Annotated in this window: 16 protein-coding genes, 1 tRNA gene, 1 rRNA gene and 1 riboswitch; of the genes, 11 read left to right on the top strand and 7 right to left on the bottom strand. The window is 38.5% G+C overall.

The window, feature by feature from the left end; translation table 11 throughout:
• Positions 1–33 precede the first annotated feature (33 nt).
• Both otsB and TVG_RS06715 read right to left on the bottom strand, forming a co-directional pair.
• The gene (otsB, locus tag TVG_RS06720; protein WP_010917513.1) at positions 34–774 is read right to left on the bottom strand and encodes a trehalose-phosphatase; all 741 of its coding nucleotides are present in this window, start codon (positions 772–774) and stop codon (positions 34–36) included.
• Positions 740–2,080 (bottom strand): alpha,alpha-trehalose-phosphate synthase (UDP-forming), encoded by a 1,341-nt coding sequence (locus tag TVG_RS06715; RefSeq protein WP_010917512.1) that lies wholly within the window; start codon positions 2,078–2,080, stop codon positions 740–742. Before TVG_RS06715 ends, otsB begins: the two co-directional genes overlap by 35 nt.
• A gap of 117 nt (positions 2,081–2,197) precedes the next feature.
• Between TVG_RS06715 and rrf the strand changes: the two genes are divergently transcribed.
• Positions 2,198–2,318, top strand: a 5S ribosomal RNA gene (gene rrf / locus TVG_RS06710).
• Between the two features lie 42 nt (positions 2,319–2,360).
• Entirely contained in the window at positions 2,361–3,641 is a 1,281-nt protein-coding gene (locus tag TVG_RS06705) for a tryptophan--tRNA ligase (RefSeq protein ID WP_010917511.1), read from the top strand.
• Here the strand turns inward: TVG_RS06705 and mtnA are convergent.
• A complete protein-coding gene (gene mtnA / locus TVG_RS06700) occupies positions 3,621–4,643 on the bottom strand; it encodes an S-methyl-5-thioribose-1-phosphate isomerase (protein WP_010917510.1) in 1,023 nt (340 codons plus the stop codon). The genes TVG_RS06705 and mtnA overlap by 21 nt on opposite strands.
• Before the next feature lie 152 nt (positions 4,644–4,795).
• Here mtnA and TVG_RS06695 point away from each other — a divergent pair, with 152 nt between their 5' ends.
• Positions 4,796–5,113, top strand: a complete 318-nt coding sequence (locus TVG_RS06695; RefSeq protein WP_048054027.1) for an ArsR/SmtB family transcription factor — start codon at positions 4,796–4,798, stop codon at positions 5,111–5,113.
• Positions 5,114–5,125: 12 nt separating this feature from the next.
• On the opposite strand, the gene TVG_RS06690 is transcribed toward TVG_RS06695, so the two are convergent.
• Positions 5,126–5,707: a DUF981 family protein gene (locus TVG_RS06690; RefSeq protein ID WP_010917508.1), complete on the bottom strand. Its 582-nt coding sequence runs from the start codon at positions 5,705–5,707 to the stop codon at positions 5,126–5,128.
• 220 nt (positions 5,708–5,927) lie between these two features.
• Between TVG_RS06690 and TVG_RS06685 the strand changes: the two genes are divergently transcribed.
• The 4 genes from TVG_RS06685 to TVG_RS06670 all read left to right on the top strand — a co-directional run bounded on the left by TVG_RS06685 (position 5,928) and on the right by TVG_RS06670 (position 8,144).
• The gene (locus tag TVG_RS06685; RefSeq protein ID WP_010917507.1) at positions 5,928–6,341 is read left to right on the top strand and encodes a DsrE/DsrF/DrsH-like family protein; all 414 of its coding nucleotides are present in this window, start codon (positions 5,928–5,930) and stop codon (positions 6,339–6,341) included.
• Between the two features lie 10 nt (positions 6,342–6,351).
• Positions 6,352–6,588, top strand: a complete 237-nt coding sequence (locus tag TVG_RS06680; protein ID WP_010917506.1) for a sulfurtransferase TusA family protein — start codon at positions 6,352–6,354, stop codon at positions 6,586–6,588.
• Between the two features lie 813 nt (positions 6,589–7,401).
• A complete protein-coding gene (locus TVG_RS06675; protein ID WP_010917505.1) occupies positions 7,402–8,049 on the top strand; it encodes a 30S ribosomal protein S3ae in 648 nt (215 codons plus the stop codon).
• Positions 8,050–8,057: 8 nt separating this feature from the next.
• Positions 8,058–8,144: transfer RNA gene (locus tag TVG_RS06670), tRNA-Met, on the top strand.
• Between the two features lie 327 nt (positions 8,145–8,471).
• On the opposite strand, the gene TVG_RS06665 is transcribed toward TVG_RS06670, so the two are convergent.
• Complete coding sequence (locus TVG_RS06665) at positions 8,472–8,927, bottom strand: MarR family winged helix-turn-helix transcriptional regulator (protein ID WP_241760274.1); 456 nt, start codon at positions 8,925–8,927, stop codon at positions 8,472–8,474.
• Positions 8,928–9,030: 103 nt separating this feature from the next.
• A riboswitch (TPP riboswitch) is annotated at positions 9,031–9,139 on the top strand.
• Between TVG_RS06665 and TVG_RS06660 the strand changes: the two genes are divergently transcribed.
• The 3 genes from TVG_RS06660 (at position 9,125) to TVG_RS06650 (ending at position 13,177) form a co-directional block, all read left to right on the top strand.
• A complete protein-coding gene (locus TVG_RS06660) occupies positions 9,125–10,369 on the top strand; it encodes an MFS transporter (RefSeq protein WP_010917503.1) in 1,245 nt (414 codons plus the stop codon). Its footprint overlaps the riboswitch before it by 15 nt.
• A gap of 154 nt (positions 10,370–10,523) precedes the next feature.
• Entirely contained in the window at positions 10,524–11,942 is a 1,419-nt protein-coding gene (gene cysS / locus TVG_RS06655) for a cysteine--tRNA ligase (RefSeq protein WP_338384077.1), read from the top strand.
• Between the two features lie 56 nt (positions 11,943–11,998).
• Entirely contained in the window at positions 11,999–13,177 is a 1,179-nt protein-coding gene (locus TVG_RS06650) for a nicotinate phosphoribosyltransferase (protein WP_010917501.1), read from the top strand.
• Here TVG_RS06650 and TVG_RS06645 read toward each other — a convergent pair.
• Both TVG_RS06645 and TVG_RS08225 read right to left on the bottom strand, forming a co-directional pair.
• Positions 13,174–13,359, bottom strand: coding sequence for a DUF1059 domain-containing protein (locus TVG_RS06645; protein WP_010917500.1), 186 nt, complete (start codon positions 13,357–13,359; stop codon positions 13,174–13,176). The two genes, TVG_RS06650 and TVG_RS06645, sit on opposite strands and share 4 nt — an antisense overlap.
• 66 nt (positions 13,360–13,425) lie before the next feature.
• Positions 13,426–13,563, bottom strand: a complete 138-nt coding sequence (locus tag TVG_RS08225; RefSeq protein WP_010917499.1) for a YHS domain-containing protein — start codon at positions 13,561–13,563, stop codon at positions 13,426–13,428.
• An 85-nt stretch (positions 13,564–13,648) separates the two neighbouring features.
• On the opposite strand from TVG_RS08225, the gene TVG_RS06640 reads away from it, so the two are divergent.
• On the top strand, positions 13,649–15,709 hold the full coding sequence (locus tag TVG_RS06640) for a heavy metal translocating P-type ATPase (RefSeq protein WP_010917498.1): 2,061 nt from the start codon (positions 13,649–13,651) through the stop codon (positions 15,707–15,709).
• Positions 15,710–15,712: the final 3 nt, after the last annotated feature.

Raw genomic sequence — 15,712 nt, 5'->3', positions numbered from 1 at the left:
CATGAATATTATAAGTATAATAAATTTTGCCGGTTAACTTCTTTTTTCGGCATTATTTAATAGGAGTTTCAACACTTCTCTCATCTCGGAATAGTCATTAACTCTGAAATGTGCTGAGGTTTTACCAGGGCCAACCTTTATGGTTATTGCATCTTCGTTGTATTTGAAGGAACATTCATCCGTAGCGTCATCTCCAGCAATAAGCGCAGTTTCTTCGTCTCTAACATTTTTAATAGCTATGCCTTTATTGACGCCGGGAACACGGAGCTCAAATATCATCTTTCCTTTGTACACATCTACGTGTTCTTTTTGGGATATTTCTACAATAACCCTTTCCAATGCGGGAACATCTTGGGGTTTCATAAGCCCAAAATGATACAGTACGGCAAGATTCTTTTTGTAGATCCTTAGACCTGGAAATTCATTCACTAGATTTAATGAACTTTGATATATCTCGTTAAATATGCCTAAGAAAGACTGGGCATTGTTATAGTAGTACGTTTTGCCGTTCACTATAGAACAGGCGCCATGATAGCATATAAGGTTTAAATCCAGGGGAATAAATCTCTTTATTTCTTCCGGGGAACGGCCAGATACTATAAAAAGCTTGTATTTAGATCTCAATTCGGTAAGCATCTCTATTAATTCAGGATCAGCTAAACTTTGCTCTGGGTTCATTATTATAGGGACGAGTGTTCCATCGTAGTCTAAAAAAATGTAAGACGAACCAGGAGTCAATTTATTCAATTCTGTTATTAGTAACCCGTCTATCATGTTCTTTAGCGATGGCTAACCTATATATTCTTTTTATCCACCAATCCGTGTCTCTTGCCTTGACAATGGCCTTCATTTTTAAAAGCCTCTCATCAGCTTCCTTTCTTTCCATGTTCATCGCCTTGTATATAGCATCAGCAACCTCATCCGGGCTATTTGGGTTAACTATAAGCGCACCTCTGAGGCAATTTGAAGCTCCTGCGAATTTAGATAATACAAGTATGCCTTTCTCAGTAGATGCAATAAATTCCTTGCTGACCAAGTTTAAGCCATCTATAAGCGGGGTAATAAGAGCGATATCGGCGGACTTATAGTATGAGACTAGCGAATGATCTGAAATTTTTCTGTACATATATAGTATTGGCATCCAGGAAATGGTTCCAAATTCTCCATTAACTCTACCTATATTCATTTCAAGTTCTCTCTTCATTGATACGTAATCCGATACAGAAGTTCTGCTTGGTGTAACTATCATGACGTAAACAAATTTCCCTGATGTTTCAGGATGATTTCGAATAAGTCTCTCTATAGAGAGAACTCTATTTGTAAGCCCTTTGGTGTAATCTAATCTATCAATAGAGAATAGCATTATTTTGTCTTTAAGAGCGTAACTTTTAATTTGACTTGACTTAGCCTTTTCGAAGTATCGGTAGTCTATACCAAGAGGCACAGCTATAGACTTACCATGTTTTCTATTTTCAAAGAGGCTTTCAAAGTTCTTTCTGTATAGGTCAGTGTGAAATGTTATAAAATCCGCTGAACCAACGCTTTCCTTTATTTCATCGCTTTCAGTAAGAGTTTCAAACATCTCTCTAGATACCCACGGGATGTGCCAAGTGAAAATGATCCTGTTTTTAAGGCCTTTTTGCCGTAGTATTCCAGGTACGAGAGAAAGCTGATAATCGTGTACCCAAACTATATCTTCCTGTGACGTATTATTAAGTATCTCCTCTGCAAATTTTTCATTTACCTTTCTGTATGTCTCGTATCCATTATCTGTATACTGTACTCTCTCCCTAAAATAATGGAAGAGCGGCCACAGAGTTCTGTTTGAATACATGTCATAATATCCTCTCTTCTCTTGTGGGGTCAGTATTATCCTTTTTATTTTATAAGTCCCAACATCCTCGTTAACGTATCGGTTATCTGCCTTTCCGTCTCCCCAGCATATCCACGTCCCACCATGTTTAGATATTGCCCTTTTAAGGGCGGTAGCTACGCCGCCAACATTCTCTTTGACAAGTTCTCTACCCATTACAACATCATGCGAAAAGGGACACCTACTGGAGGCTATTACGTACCTCATCAAGTTAATATTATCCCATCGTATTTAAATGGATAGCATTTCATTTGATTCAAACAACGAAGCCACGCATATTCCGCAATATGTAAAATTTATATACAGCCTATCTATTTAGTGTTTGGCAACGGTCATAGCAATAGGGAAACACCAGATCCCATTCCGAACTCGACGGTTAAGCCTGTTGCGTATTACGTTGTACTGTATTCCGCGAGGGTACGGGAAGCGTAGTATGCTGTTGCCATTTGATTATAAAATTTTTTAATAGGTTATAGATAAGGGTGTAATGATAAATCCGTGGTCTTCGAGCGACTTCTTTGATTATGAGAGGTTGAAGAAGGAATTTGGAATTTCAGATCAATCCGATAATATTGATCATTTCTTGTTTCGACGGAAGGTGATTCTCGGTCAGCGTGGCTTTGAATACATTAAGTATGCAATTGATAATAAGATCAAGTTCAACGTAATGACCGGGTTAATGCCGTCAGGAGAAATGCATCTGGGAAATAAGAGTGCTATCGATCAAGTTATTTACTTTCAGAAGCTTGGAGGAAGCGTATCTATAGCGGTAGCTGATCTTGAATCGTACTCTACTAGGGGTATACCGCTCGATAAAGCAAGGGAAATAGCTATTGAGAAATACATACTTAACTACATCGCTATGGGCCTTCAACCTTGTGAGATCTATTTTCAATCTAAAAACAAAGATGTTCAGTTTCTATCCTATATCCTTGGAAATTGGACTAATATGAATGAGCTCAAAGCTCTGTACGGTTTTACTGATTCAAATGATATCTTACACATCAATGCGCCTCTCATCCAGGCAGCTGACGTTCTCCATACACAGCTGAACAATTATGGCGGGCCAGCACCCACTGTAGTTCCTGTAGGTTTTGATCAGGATCCACATATAAGGCTCATGAGGGATCTAGCTAAAAGAATGAGGATTTTCAATGTCTTCTATGATGGTGGGATTACAGTTTCAATAAAAGGGAAGGGAGATTCGACGATGCCTGTAGATCAGGCTTATGAATACCTTTCAAAGAGATTTTCTGAAGTGACAAAAGACTATGAATACAGAGTGGTAAAGGCCAAGGATGGCAAGGAAGAAGATATTGTTAGAACAGACATCGATCTTGCTAAGATCGGATCAGAGTTTAATGTATTTTCATTCATTCCTCCATCTGCAACCTACCAGAAACTTATGAAGGGTTTAAAAGGAGGAAAGATGTCTTCATCGGTTCCAGATTCTCTTATTTCGATGAATGATGATGTGGAGGAAGCTAAAAGGAAAATAATGCGTGCGCTAACTGGAGGCAGGGATACTGAAGAAGAACAGAGAAAACTGGGAGGTGAACCTGAAAAATGCCCAGTCTTCGATCTATACAACTATGAAATAGACGATGACAAATACGTAAACGAAGTATTTGAAGAGTGCAAATCGGGAAAGAGGATGTGCGGATACTGCAAGAGGGAAATAGCCGATAAAATGTCCATATTTTTAAAAGATATAAAGGAAAAAAGGGAAATTGCAAGAGAAAAATTATCACTTTATATTCATGAATAGATCTTTGTCCATCAAATCTTTCAATTTATTAAGTTCATTAGGCTTAAATATCCCATATTCAGTTATGAATCCCGTTACATATTCATTTGGAGTAACGTCAAAAGCCGGGTTCTTACTATGGCTTTCGTTAGGACCGATCCTGATGCCGTTGATCTCAAGTACTTCATTCTCATCCCTCTCTTCAATCGGGATCTCATCCCCACTTCGTATAGAAAAGTCGAATGTGCTCCCAGGTGCTGCTACGTAGAAAGGTATCCCGTTTACCTTTGCTAATACAGCCTTTTCATAGGTGCCTATTTTATTTGCGAAATCACCATTACTAGCTATTCTGTCCGCTCCCACTATAACAAGGTCTATTTCTTTTCTGCGCATGTAAAAACCAGCTGCATTATCTGCAATTATAGCATGGTCTATTCCCTCTTGAGCAAGCTCCCAAGCAGTTAACTTGGCTCCTTGAAGCCTGGGCCTAGTTTCGTCTACGAATACAAATATGTTCTTTCCCTCATTATGAGCAATCCTCATTGGAGAAAGTGCCGTGCCCCAGTCGAGGACGGCTAGCGCACCTGCATTGCAGTGAGTTAGAATCTTTGCCCCATTTCTTATAAGTTCGTTACCCAATTCACCAATCTTTTTGCTGCGGCCTTCTATTTCCATTGCGTATCTTCTTGCCGCATTCATATCGTAGCCATTGACTTCCATGTATCTTATCGCTTTGAATAGGTCATAGGCGGTTGGCCTTGTCGCCCTTATCTTTTCCTTTGCTTTGTTCATATCTTCTCCATTTTTGCTTGCCATGGCGAGTCCGTAAGCTGCTGTTACGCCAATAGCTGGTGCACCTCTGACTACCATGTTCTTTATTGCATATGCTATGTCATCAGAATTTTTTGCAGAAAATATTTTGATCTTGTCTGGGAGTTCCCTCTGGTCTATGAGCTTGACTTCACCATCTTCGTACCATGCTGCCTTTAATGTCCTGACTTCTCCGTCTATTATAACTTTCATTAAACCACCGGTTCAATCTTCTATTAGCCGCTGATATATACGTTTTAGCTATATGAAAGCATATTGTGATTTATAATATTCGTATGGGCTAAAGCGTGTGCAAAGAACTATACCAGAGAATTAGTAAAATCTATAACTGTTTTTTATATATTATGCCATTGGTTGATTCGGACTATTCAGGGGAGTATAAACGTTTAATCTGGTGGCTTTTTTATGCTACTAGAGGAGGCGATATGCGAAGAAAGATAATTGATCTGATAAGAAACAATCCATCTAATCAGCATCAGATCTCACGGGTACTTGGTGTTAATTATAGAACAGTTGAGCATCATCTGCATATTCTTGAGCAAAACAACATAGTTTATGGGATGGGCGATAAATATGGACGAACATTTTTTATATCACAAAGTTTCCTAGATAAACTTCCTATCTATGATGAATTTAAAAATAAAGTTGAAAAAAATTCATAAAAATGACTTCCATTATGGGAAGTATTTAATGAAGTCTAGGAGATGGCCCCATATTGCCTCATATCCAATGAAAAGGGCAACAAAAGTACCAAGGAGAAGGATGATGAACTCTAACAAGTAGAGATATTTACCATTTTCTGGTTTTATATACATAATCGGGGCTAGAACCGCAGCTATACCATCCAATATATACAGTCCCATTGAAGAGAGAAGATCGTCTCCGGTTTCTAATTTGTAGTGCACAATTCCAGCTGAGGCGACCAGCACGTAAATACCTAGGAAAAGTAGCAGTATTGAATTAAACCTAAGGTCAAAACCGCGGTACTCCATATATGATGACATCATCAGTATCAGACCGAACATCAGTAGAGGATCCCCGAATAGCATGTTGTAACTAGATGGTAAAGGCCATGTGAATGACATTATAAATCCACTTACAAAATCGAAAAATCCAACACCGAAAGCTGGTACGACAAGGCTCTTAACAGCATCCCTTTTGTTTAAGCCATGCGCGAGGAAATAGGCAGCGCCTAGAGCTGTGCCCATTCCAAGCCCAAGAAGCATTACAGCAAGCGGATCGATAAACTCACTCATTTTATCACCGTCATGATATTACGAATATTGATATAAATATTTTTTATTCAATTATACATATTTCAATTTCGGTTTTTTTACTAATTCTACTAGTATTAACTTTTATTAGACTATCCTCGACTTAATAAATTTATTATTTGTAGACAAATGTCTATTCTCAATCTTTTTTTGCATTAATGAAAAGTTTTATTAATCTTTTTAGTATATCTTTTCGATAGTTATGTCAAAGACACTCTCCATTGTGCTCGCATCGGGCACGATAGACAAGATAGCAGCTGCAGGTGTTATAACGTCTGGAGCAGTCGCAAACGGCATCGATGTCAACATATTCGTCACATTCTGGGCGCTCATGAAGTTTAGGAAGAACGACAATACTGTGAACAAGCTCAGCTACGATGGCTCTGAGATAAGCGATCTCGTCCTGTCGAAGATGAATGAAAAGAAGATACAGAGCGGCATAGAGATGATAAGGAATGCAAAGGAGGTCGGAAACGTTCATGTCTACGGATGTGCGCTTATGGCCGATGTAATGGGCATATCCAAAGACGATCTGGATGATATGGTCGAGGACATAATAGGTGTAGGTGAGTTCGTATCAATGACGGAATCTTCTTACACTACGCTGTTTATATGAGGTGATAGCAATGGATGTAAAACCAGATAGGGTTATTGATGCAAGGGGCAGCTACTGCCCAGGTCCATTGATGGAGCTTATAAAGGCTTACAAGCAGGCCAAGGTTGGCGAAATCATATCCGTTTATTCTACGGATGCAGGCACAAAGAAGGATGCCCCTGCATGGATATCAAAGTCTGGGCAGGAGCTCGTTGGTGTATTCGACCGGAACGGCTACTACGAAATAGTCATGAAGAAGGTTAAGTGATAAACTATAACTTTAAAATTCATATTATTCACGTTATTGAGAAATATTTTTAACAAACATTTTTTCTCATACTGATGTTTTCAATTTTTTGTTGATTTTTAATGGATCGATATCTCAAGTAAAATGATGAAAAATAATGAAATAGTATAAGTAAATTCATATATGGTAACTATACACATCTGTGTATGCTATAAGGCCATAACACAGAATTTCTTGCCATATGATAAGTTGAAAGACATCATGTACGAATTTACTGATATGGTCACTTTCATGATGAATATTATGATCGGTAAGGAATATTACGTAATGAAATTCTGCATCAAAGGAAGTTTACAATGATCTTAAAAAATACAATATGCCTTCGTATTATTATTAGAATATAATTAATAAATCAGCTGCACTTGTTGAAGCCTGCAGGAAAAGGCCGAGATAAAAGGAAAACTCAATTATACTACATGTGGAAAAGCCAATGCTATCTGCATACTTTGGCTTTAAGATCATAGATGGGAACCTCATAGTTCCCATACGTAATGATAGGTATGTAGATCGACTATCAGAATAGAATAAGGCAGAATACTGAATTGTGATTCCTATTGTCTTACTATAAATAGAGATGTGAATGCATACACGGATGTAGCGAGAAGTGTTTGTACATGTTCGAAAAGATCCTTTAAGGTCTTGTTAAGTGAAGATGTGGGACAGATGGCAGGAAGTCAAATGTCAAATGACATTTGGCAAAGCTCCCATACGAAAGGTTTAATTTAGTGCAATAATTACCCCTATATTCACGCTAATCGAATGATGAGGGATTGAATGGCTGGTGAAAAGTTTCAAAAGAAAGGAAAAGAAAAATGGAAAGAAAAAGTCTGGTATACTGTAGAGGCCCCTCCGTACCTAGGTTCAAAAGAAGTTTCGGTTGCTCTGGGTGAGGATTCAAATTCTATGGTAAATAGGGTAGTAGAGGTTCCGATATCTGAGCTTACCGGAAATTTCAAAAAATCTAATGAAAAGGCCTTATTTAGGATAACAAATTGTGAGGGTACAAAGTGTAAAACTATTTTCATAGGTCATTACATAGGTGACGATTATATCAGGCGCCTTGTAAGAAGAAGGAAAGAGAGAATAGATATAATCGAAGACGTCAAAACTTCAGATAATAGCATCATAACCGTAAAAATTGTTGTTGTAACAGATGGGAAGGTGACCAACACTAAGAAGTTCCAGATAAGAAAGGTATTGACGGATTTCATATTAAATAAGGGGTTGTCATTGCCATATTCCGAATTTGTTAGATACTTGATAGGCGATGACATCTATAATGATATGATATCCGCTACCAAGGATATATACCCACTCAAGAAGATCGAGGTTAGGAAATCTGAGTTAGTTTCACTTTCCGGTATTTCTGAAATCCATGCCGGATCTCAGAATTCCGGAGAGGAGCCTGTCGTGCAAAATTAAATAAAGATGCCGGGGTGGCTTAGCTGGAGGAGCGCCGGACTCATAAGGTAATCTGAGAAATCCGGAGGTCTCGGGTTCGATCCCCGATCCCGGCATATAAACTGATGAAATTTGAGATAAAGATCTAAGAGCCTAATTTTTCTATAATATAGGCAGACAAAGTTTAACTGTTTTTAAAATGTAAATTTCCTTAGCTCAACAGGATCATTTTTCTTTTTAAAAAAGTTTCATAAAATTTAAACGTAAGTTTATTCATAGTAAGTACCCGTCGTAAATGTATCGCTTGCTGAGAATATAACGCAGAAAAATAAAAATGCTGGCGATCCAAAAGTCGAATAACCAAGTGTTGATTAGATTTGAGGAGGTGTATATCTTCTGATATTCTATGAAGCGGTTAATACTATGTTTCGCATTATTTATATTCAATTTGATTCAAGTTTAGAGACATCATCCATCATTTTTTGTAGCAAAACATAGGTTTGTTGTAACTCGTTTTCATTGAGTTCAGCAAGGGCTTTTCTTATGAATGCATAATGATTTTTCTTTGCATTTTCGTATACTTCCCTTCCCCGGTCTGTTATTGCTATTTTAATTATTCTCCTGTCGGTAGAATCTCTATTTCTAGTGACTAAATTTTTTTCTTCCATTTTATCTACTACGCCGGTGATCCAACCTGGAGTAACGTTTATGAGAGAGGCTATAGCAGCCATTGACATAGGTCCATTTTCAATTAAATGCCTCATTATGGTGAACTCGGTGATCGACAGGTCGATCTTATTTAAATTCCTCTCGTTCTTTTTATACCAAAGTTTCCAAAGGTCTACGTAGAGTCTCCATACCTTGATGGCCATGGAATTCTCGTCATCATCGTATGCCATCTCAATCACTGTACTTTTACTCTTATAATAGTTTATTACATATATTTTTGTATGTCTCAATTAATGTCAACATGATCAAACCTTAAATATGCGATGAGAATATCAGTTCATAAAGGGGAGCTTCGTAGGAGGCTGAGAGGATCCGAGGAGGATCGACCCTTTGAACCTGATCCGGGTAATGCCGGCGGAGGGAAATTATGTCGGATGCATATAGTAGAGATAGAAATTATGTAAGATCTCTTTTAGTGTCTGCTTCAGCTGGGATGTTTATATGGGGCATAATAGCAAGCATAGCTCCGCTTGCTACTGCGTGGCCTTATGTTAAAGGGCTTCCAAGAGTTTATTTATCTGTTTTTCTTTCTTTGCCATCTGTTTTTTTACTGACTGGGAATACGATCCTTGGTAAACTTTCAGACATCCTAGGTAGAAAACCAATATACCTAATGACAATTCTTTTTTACTTGGCTGGACTTCTCATCATCTTTGCCTCGAATAATGTAGTATTGCTTGTTATAGGTATCGCCCTATCTGAGATAGGCGTAGGGGGCGAAGAGGTTACGACTTTATCCCTGATATCTGAAGATGTTCCGATAAAACACAGGGGTAAATTCCTCGCATTTGTGCCTAATATGAATAATGTAGGAAGTGCTGTTATTGCGTTTGTGTTTCTATATTTTAACTCATCCTCTATCCAAATACAAAAGTTGTATTTCCTAATTATCGCCTTCTTTGCTGTGTTTCTCGCTTTATACACTAGAAGATCTATACCGGAGTCGTTCAGGTGGCTTCGTGAAACTGGATCGGAGAAGGAAGCTGAAAATCTCTATAAAAAATTAAAGATCAGTGAAGACGGTATACGGATAAAAGAACCGAATTTCAGTGTTTCGTTAGCTTTTCTTGCTATCCTTGGAATATCACAATATCTAACGTTCGGGCTTATGGCATACATCGTAGGCCCTTATTATTTCTCACCAGCCCAGGTAAGTGAGATAATTTTCTATGCATTGCTTGGTGCTTCTGTAGCCGGCATAATCGCTATGTTCCTAGTTGATATCGGCAGAAAGAAGTATGCTATATTATCATACTTGGGTGGCACTATTTCTATACTACTTATACTTGCCACGATAAAATACGTAGATAACATGCTAGTTTTTCTCCCGCTTCTTTTTATCAATATGATGTTCTCAGAATTTGCTTGGGCTTCAAGGACTACACTTGAACCAGAACTCTTTGGAACAAAGCGTAGATCCACATCCATAGGCCTTGTTCGAGTATTTCCTATACTCGCGTATATTGCATCTATTTACCTGACCGCTTCGTTCACACTGTCGCAGTATATATTTTTTAATCTTGCGTTGTGGTGCTTGGGGTTGGTAGCAGCCATAGTATGGATGTTCATAGGCGTAGAAACAAAGAACGTAAGCATGGACTATTACAGCTAAGTCAATATTTTTATTTTTAAACTAAATTAATAATAATATTTGAAGCAGAAACATGTCATTATCACATATTCGCATTATATACTAAAGGAGGGCCTTATAACTAGATTTTAATGTTATAGGAGATTTAGAAACCAAATCTCCGAAACCGTAGCAGATGGTAATTGATCAAACCAATAACATTATTATTATTGCGTGTTATGAACAATTAATGCTTATATATAATACGTTGACCAGACGTTTGCAAGAGTTCAACGAGATGCACAGGGGTAGGGTGAACCTGTTTGTGTGCGGGCCAACGGTTCAGGATCACTTTCATATAGGGCATGCCAGGACCTATATTTTCTTCGATGCTGTTGCGAAGTTTCTGAAGTTGGAAGGATACTCTGTTTTTTACCTCCAAAATATTACTGATATTGATGATAAAATAATAAACAGAGCTAAAGAAATGGGAATCGAGCCATCTGAAGTTGCAAAAATATATTTTAGCGAATTCCAGGAAGACATGAAAAGGCTTAAGGTTGATTCTGTCAATTTCTTTGCAAGGGCAACACTTTACATAGATGAGATCGTATCGCAAATCAGCAGGATGATGGAGAAAGGATACGCATATGAAACAGATGACGGCGTTTATTTTGAAGTACGGAAATTCAAAGATTATGGTGAATTATCTAACCAGAGCTTAGATCAAATTATAGCTGGGTATAGAGTAGCAGTAAATGAAAACAAGAGAAACCCTGAAGATTTTGTACTATGGAAGAAGAAGAAAGCAGGAGAGCCATCGTGGCCATCTCCATGGGGAGAAGGAAGGCCCGGTTGGCATATTGAAGATACTGCAATAACAGAAACTTATTTTGGCGATGAGTATGATATCCATGGAGGCGGATCAGATCTTATTTTCCCGCATCACGAGGCGGAAATCGCACAGATGAGATCAATTAGCGGAAAACGATATCTAGCCCATTACTGGATACATACGGGAATGATAAACATAAATAAGGAGAAAATGTCTAAATCGCTTAAAAATTTCATAACTATACGGGATATACTTAAGGATTATAGACCGGAAGACCTTAGATTTGCAATACTTAATGCAAATTATAGGACCCAAATTGAATTTTCCAAGGAATTGATGGAAGAGTCAAAGAAGTTGATTGATTACATAAACGATACCTATAGAAAGCTAGAGTATGTCAATGGTTCTGGCAATTTCAAGATTGATGTTAATTCGGTAATTTCTGAGATGCGTTCACTTGCCGAAAACGATTTCGATTTCCATTCGGTAATAGTTAAACTGCTCGCCATCACTGGAGAAATAAATAGGAACTTTGAAGGGATAAACAAGGAAGTTGCGGAAGAACTTAAGAAAGTGTACTTATGGGTTGACACCTTCCTCGGAATCTTAGAGCAAAAAAAGGAGGTAAGCAAAGGAATAGTAGATGACCTTGTTGAATTGAGGACAAGAATGCGGAAGGAAAAGAACTTCCTAATTTCCGATGCGATCAGAGACGTCTTGAAGAAGAATGGAATACATATAGAGGATCGTGGTGACGTTACCGTTTGGTGGCAAGAATAGATCTTGCTCAATTTAAATACCTCGGAAAAATAGGGTGATAACAAAAAGTGGGGAATATGAAGATGTTTAACATTGCCTCTGAGGACGACATAAAGAAGGGTCTTGCCTCAGATGTTTATTTTGAAAGAAGCATTTCAACTCTGACAGAAACATGCAAAGATCACAGGGTTGCAATGGAAGCTACAGTATCTGGGCCGCTCGACACATGGATAAACTTTTCTGGCCTTGACGAAGTTCTGAAGCTGTTAGAGGGAATAGATGTAGATGTGTTCGCTATCCCTGAAGGCACCATCCTGTACCCAAGAGACTCTAACGGTATTCCTGTACCGTTCATTCGTATTGAGGGAAATTACTGCGATTTCGGAATGTACGAAACCTCCATTTTAGGGATGATATGCCAGGCCTCCGGTATTTCGACTAAATCTTCAAAGGTTAGAATAGCCGCCGGTGATTGCCCATTCTTTTCCTTTGGAATAAGGAGGATGCATCCAGCAGTTTCACCAATGATTGACCGTTCTGCATTTATAGGAGGGGCTGACGGTGTATCTGGAATACTTGGAGCAAAGCTGATAGGGGAAGAACCTATAGGAACTATGCCACATGCATTATCAATTATTCTTGGTGACGATGAGGCATGGAGATTAACATTAAAGAATACAAAAAATGGCCAAAAATCTGTGATCTTGATAGATACTTATATGGATGAAAAATTCGCTGCCATAAAGGTAGCAGAAGAATTCGAACACGTTGATTATATAAGGCTAGATACACCATCGTCGAGGAGAGGTAACTTTGAAGCACTTGTAAGGGAAGTAAAGTGGGAACTTGCTCTGAGGGGCAGAAGCGATATAAAAATAATGGTATCTGGCGGCCTTGATGAAAATACCGTAGCCAAACTTCGAGAAGCAGGGGCACAGGCTTTTGGAGTCGGTACCTCCATATCTTCAGCAAAGCCATTTGATTTTGCCCTTGATATAGTAAGCATAGACGATAAACCTAAAACAAAGAGAGGAAAATTATCTGGTAAGAAGAGCGTATTAAGGTGTGAAAAGTGCAGAAAAGTTGAAGTAGTACCATATGGAGTTGAATCAAAGCCTTGCAGCTGTGGAGGTGTAATGCACAATATTATTGTAAAGTACATGGAACATGGGAAGCTTTTAAGCCAATACCCTGAACCAAAAGAAATAAGGAAAAGAACTCTTTCAGAATTAGAATATTTTAGATCTTCAAATTAAAACATTTTTTTCTTAATTGCCGATGTGACCTTGTTCTTTAGATCTTCGTTGATCTCAGTTATGTTGTGTGCCGTCTTAGCGTGTTCCACAATTTTTGGCATCAGTTCATCTATGCTCTTTGCGGAGGCTTCAAAACCACAATTCATGCCGATATCGCTACACTTAAACACATATTTCGCCATGAATAACATAACTTATAGTTATTAATAAATATTTTCTTATACTAGTTATGCAATAATAAATGTAATTCATCTAGTATATCTTATTGGATTTTTGTCGAACTGAATTTTGCAGTGCTCGCTGCAGAAATAATATTCTTTGCCGTTGTATACTGATTTCCATTTTGAGTTCTTATCAGCTTTCATTCCACAGACAGGATCAATCATATATCCTCATTTCGTGAAAGGATTTAATTCTATTCAGTGCAAAATGCACAGCATATATTTATCAGTCTAAATTTTATGAACATATATGCCAACTGATCCGGTATGTGGAATGTATGTTCCAGAAACGTCCGACCTTTACGTCGATAAAGATGGTCAACGTTATTATTTCTGTTCAAAGGGATGCATGGAAAAGTTTCTGTCTCCTGAAGGAGAGAGTCGAAGCCTAAAGAGAAGGTTAGTAATTGCATGGCTATTTTCCATTCCGGTATTAATATTGAGCTACGCGCTCTTTCCGCAAAAGGATTGGGTATTATTCATATTATCTATTCCTGTTGTATTTTACTCTGGGTTCCCATTTTATAGAGGGGCATATTCAGCAATAAGAAATTTTTCGGGAAATATGGATCTTCTCATATCTATAGGTGTACTCACAGCATTCTTCTTTTCGCTCTTTGTGTCCATTTTCCCACAGGCGATACCGAATTCGTCTGTATATTTTGATTCTTCTGATTTTATCGTATCTTTAATACTGACTGGAAGCTACATTGAGAACATTTCAAAAAAGAGGGCGTCTAGTGCCGGCGACAAGCTGCTGCAGATGATGCCAAAGATCGTGCACATCGTTTCTGGTGCATCCATTAAGGATGCAGAGGCTTCATCGCTGAAGGCAGGCGTTACATTGCAAGTGCGGCCAGGTGAGATTATAGCAGTTGATGGTACCATATTGGAAGGGAGGAGCGAGGTTGATGAATCTAGTATAACTGGAGAGCAAGAACCTGTCCTCAAGACAGCAGGAGATAGGGTCATATCTGGAACAAAAAACTTGAATGGAATGCTAATAGTTAAGGCGGAAGCTGTTGGAGCAGATACGACGGTGTCAAAAATACACGGCCTAATAGTCATGGCCTCATCAGGGAGAACAAAGGTTCAAAGGATCGCGGACATATTTTCATCTTATTTTGTACCTGTAGTTCTTGTTGCCGCTACCGCTTCGTTTCTCTTCTGGTACTTTTATTTGAAATCAATAGGAAACCCATTAGCTCCTGAAATAGGCATACTTGCTTTCGTTTCAGTCGTTGTTATAGCATGTCCTTGCGCAATTGGGCTAGCTGGCCCTATCACCCTATTGATATCGGCCGAGGAATCGTTTAAACACGGAATACTCGTCAAGAATACGGGTGTTTTTGATAGAATAAGAAAGATAAATCGTATAGTGTTCGATAAATCAGGCACTTTAACTAGCCCGCTGCCGGAAATTTACGATCTTACTGGAGATATAAAGGCCCTGGCTTATGCAGCTTCTGTAGAATCCGGATCAAACCATCCGGTTGCGTTGTCCATAGTTAATAAGGCCAGGGATCTTGGGCTAAGAATAGAAAAAGCTTATCAAGTTGTAGAAGAACCTGGAATAGGAATAACGGGAAAGGTCGATGGAAAAGAAGTGCGAATAGCACAAGATGAGAGCGGAGCTACAATAGTAGAAATTGATGGAGATGTTGCATGCAGGTTCAGATTAAGGTATAAGTTGCGTGATGATGCTATAGAGACAGTTAGCGCATTAAAAAAGATGGAAATAAAGGTTTCGGTTTTGTCTGGCGATACATCGAAAGAAGCTAAATCCGTCCTTGAACCTCTTAAACTAGATGAAGTAATAACAGGTTCGAATCCGGAAGAGAAGGCCGAGGTAGTACGAAGATATCAGGAAAAAGGAGAGTACGTAATGTTTGTCGGAGACGGGATAAATGATACCGTAGCTTTAGAGACAGCAGACGCAGGTATAGCTATGGGTTCAGGCTCTGACATAACAAAGGCGGCCGGAGACATCGTCCTTGTGAATAATAAATTATCAACTATTATAGACATATTGACAATATCAAGAAGCACAATAAAGAAGGTTAAAGAAAACATATTCTGGGCTATAATATACAACAGCGCTTTGATACCTATTGCCGGCGGCGTATTAGTTCCAGTGTTCTCCACGTCCGTATATTCTGTGTTGCCAATTCTAGCTGCACTTGCAATGGGGATGAGCTCTACCACCGTGGTACTCAACTCTTTGAGGCTTAAGAAAAGTATAAGAAAAAGCATCCAATCAGAGAAAATGTATGAATATACTAAGAACCAAGGGGAAACTTTTGTGTCCTAATAG

Source organism: Thermoplasma volcanium GSS1, assembly GCF_000011185.1.
GTDB classification, from domain to species: Archaea; Thermoplasmatota; Thermoplasmata; order Thermoplasmatales; family Thermoplasmataceae; genus Thermoplasma; species Thermoplasma volcanium.
The sequence above is the reverse complement of the archived record's forward strand: the minus strand, read 5'-3'. Positions and strand labels throughout refer to the sequence as shown.

Coding starts and splice junctions, on each gene's coding strand:
- otsB (WP_010917513.1), bottom strand. CDS start 774: ATGATAGACGGGTTACTAATAACAGAATTGAATAAATTGACTCCTGGT.
- TVG_RS06715 (WP_010917512.1), bottom strand. CDS start 2,080: ATGAGGTACGTAATAGCCTCCAGTAGGTGTCCCTTTTCGCATGATGTT.
- TVG_RS06705 (WP_010917511.1), top strand. CDS start 2,361: ATGATAAATCCGTGGTCTTCGAGCGACTTCTTTGATTATGAGAGGTTG.
- mtnA (WP_010917510.1), bottom strand. CDS start 4,643: ATGAAAGTTATAATAGACGGAGAAGTCAGGACATTAAAGGCAGCATGG.
- TVG_RS06695 (WP_048054027.1), top strand. CDS start 4,796: ATGCCATTGGTTGATTCGGACTATTCAGGGGAGTATAAACGTTTAATC.
- TVG_RS06690 (WP_010917508.1), bottom strand. CDS start 5,707: ATGAGTGAGTTTATCGATCCGCTTGCTGTAATGCTTCTTGGGCTTGGA.
- TVG_RS06685 (WP_010917507.1), top strand. CDS start 5,928: ATGTCAAAGACACTCTCCATTGTGCTCGCATCGGGCACGATAGACAAG.
- TVG_RS06680 (WP_010917506.1), top strand. CDS start 6,352: ATGGATGTAAAACCAGATAGGGTTATTGATGCAAGGGGCAGCTACTGC.
- TVG_RS06675 (WP_010917505.1), top strand. CDS start 7,402: ATGGCTGGTGAAAAGTTTCAAAAGAAAGGAAAAGAAAAATGGAAAGAA.
- TVG_RS06665 (WP_241760274.1), bottom strand. CDS start 8,927: ATGGCATACGATGATGACGAGAATTCCATGGCCATCAAGGTATGGAGA.
- TVG_RS06660 (WP_010917503.1), top strand. CDS start 9,125: ATGTCGGATGCATATAGTAGAGATAGAAATTATGTAAGATCTCTTTTA.
- cysS (WP_338384077.1), top strand. CDS start 10,524: ATGGTAATTGATCAAACCAATAACATTATTATTATTGCGTGTTATGAA.
- TVG_RS06650 (WP_010917501.1), top strand. CDS start 11,999: ATGAAGATGTTTAACATTGCCTCTGAGGACGACATAAAGAAGGGTCTT.
- TVG_RS06645 (WP_010917500.1), bottom strand. CDS start 13,359: ATGGCGAAATATGTGTTTAAGTGTAGCGATATCGGCATGAATTGTGGT.
- TVG_RS08225 (WP_010917499.1), bottom strand. CDS start 13,563: ATGATTGATCCTGTCTGTGGAATGAAAGCTGATAAGAACTCAAAATGG.
- TVG_RS06640 (WP_010917498.1), top strand. CDS start 13,649: ATGCCAACTGATCCGGTATGTGGAATGTATGTTCCAGAAACGTCCGAC.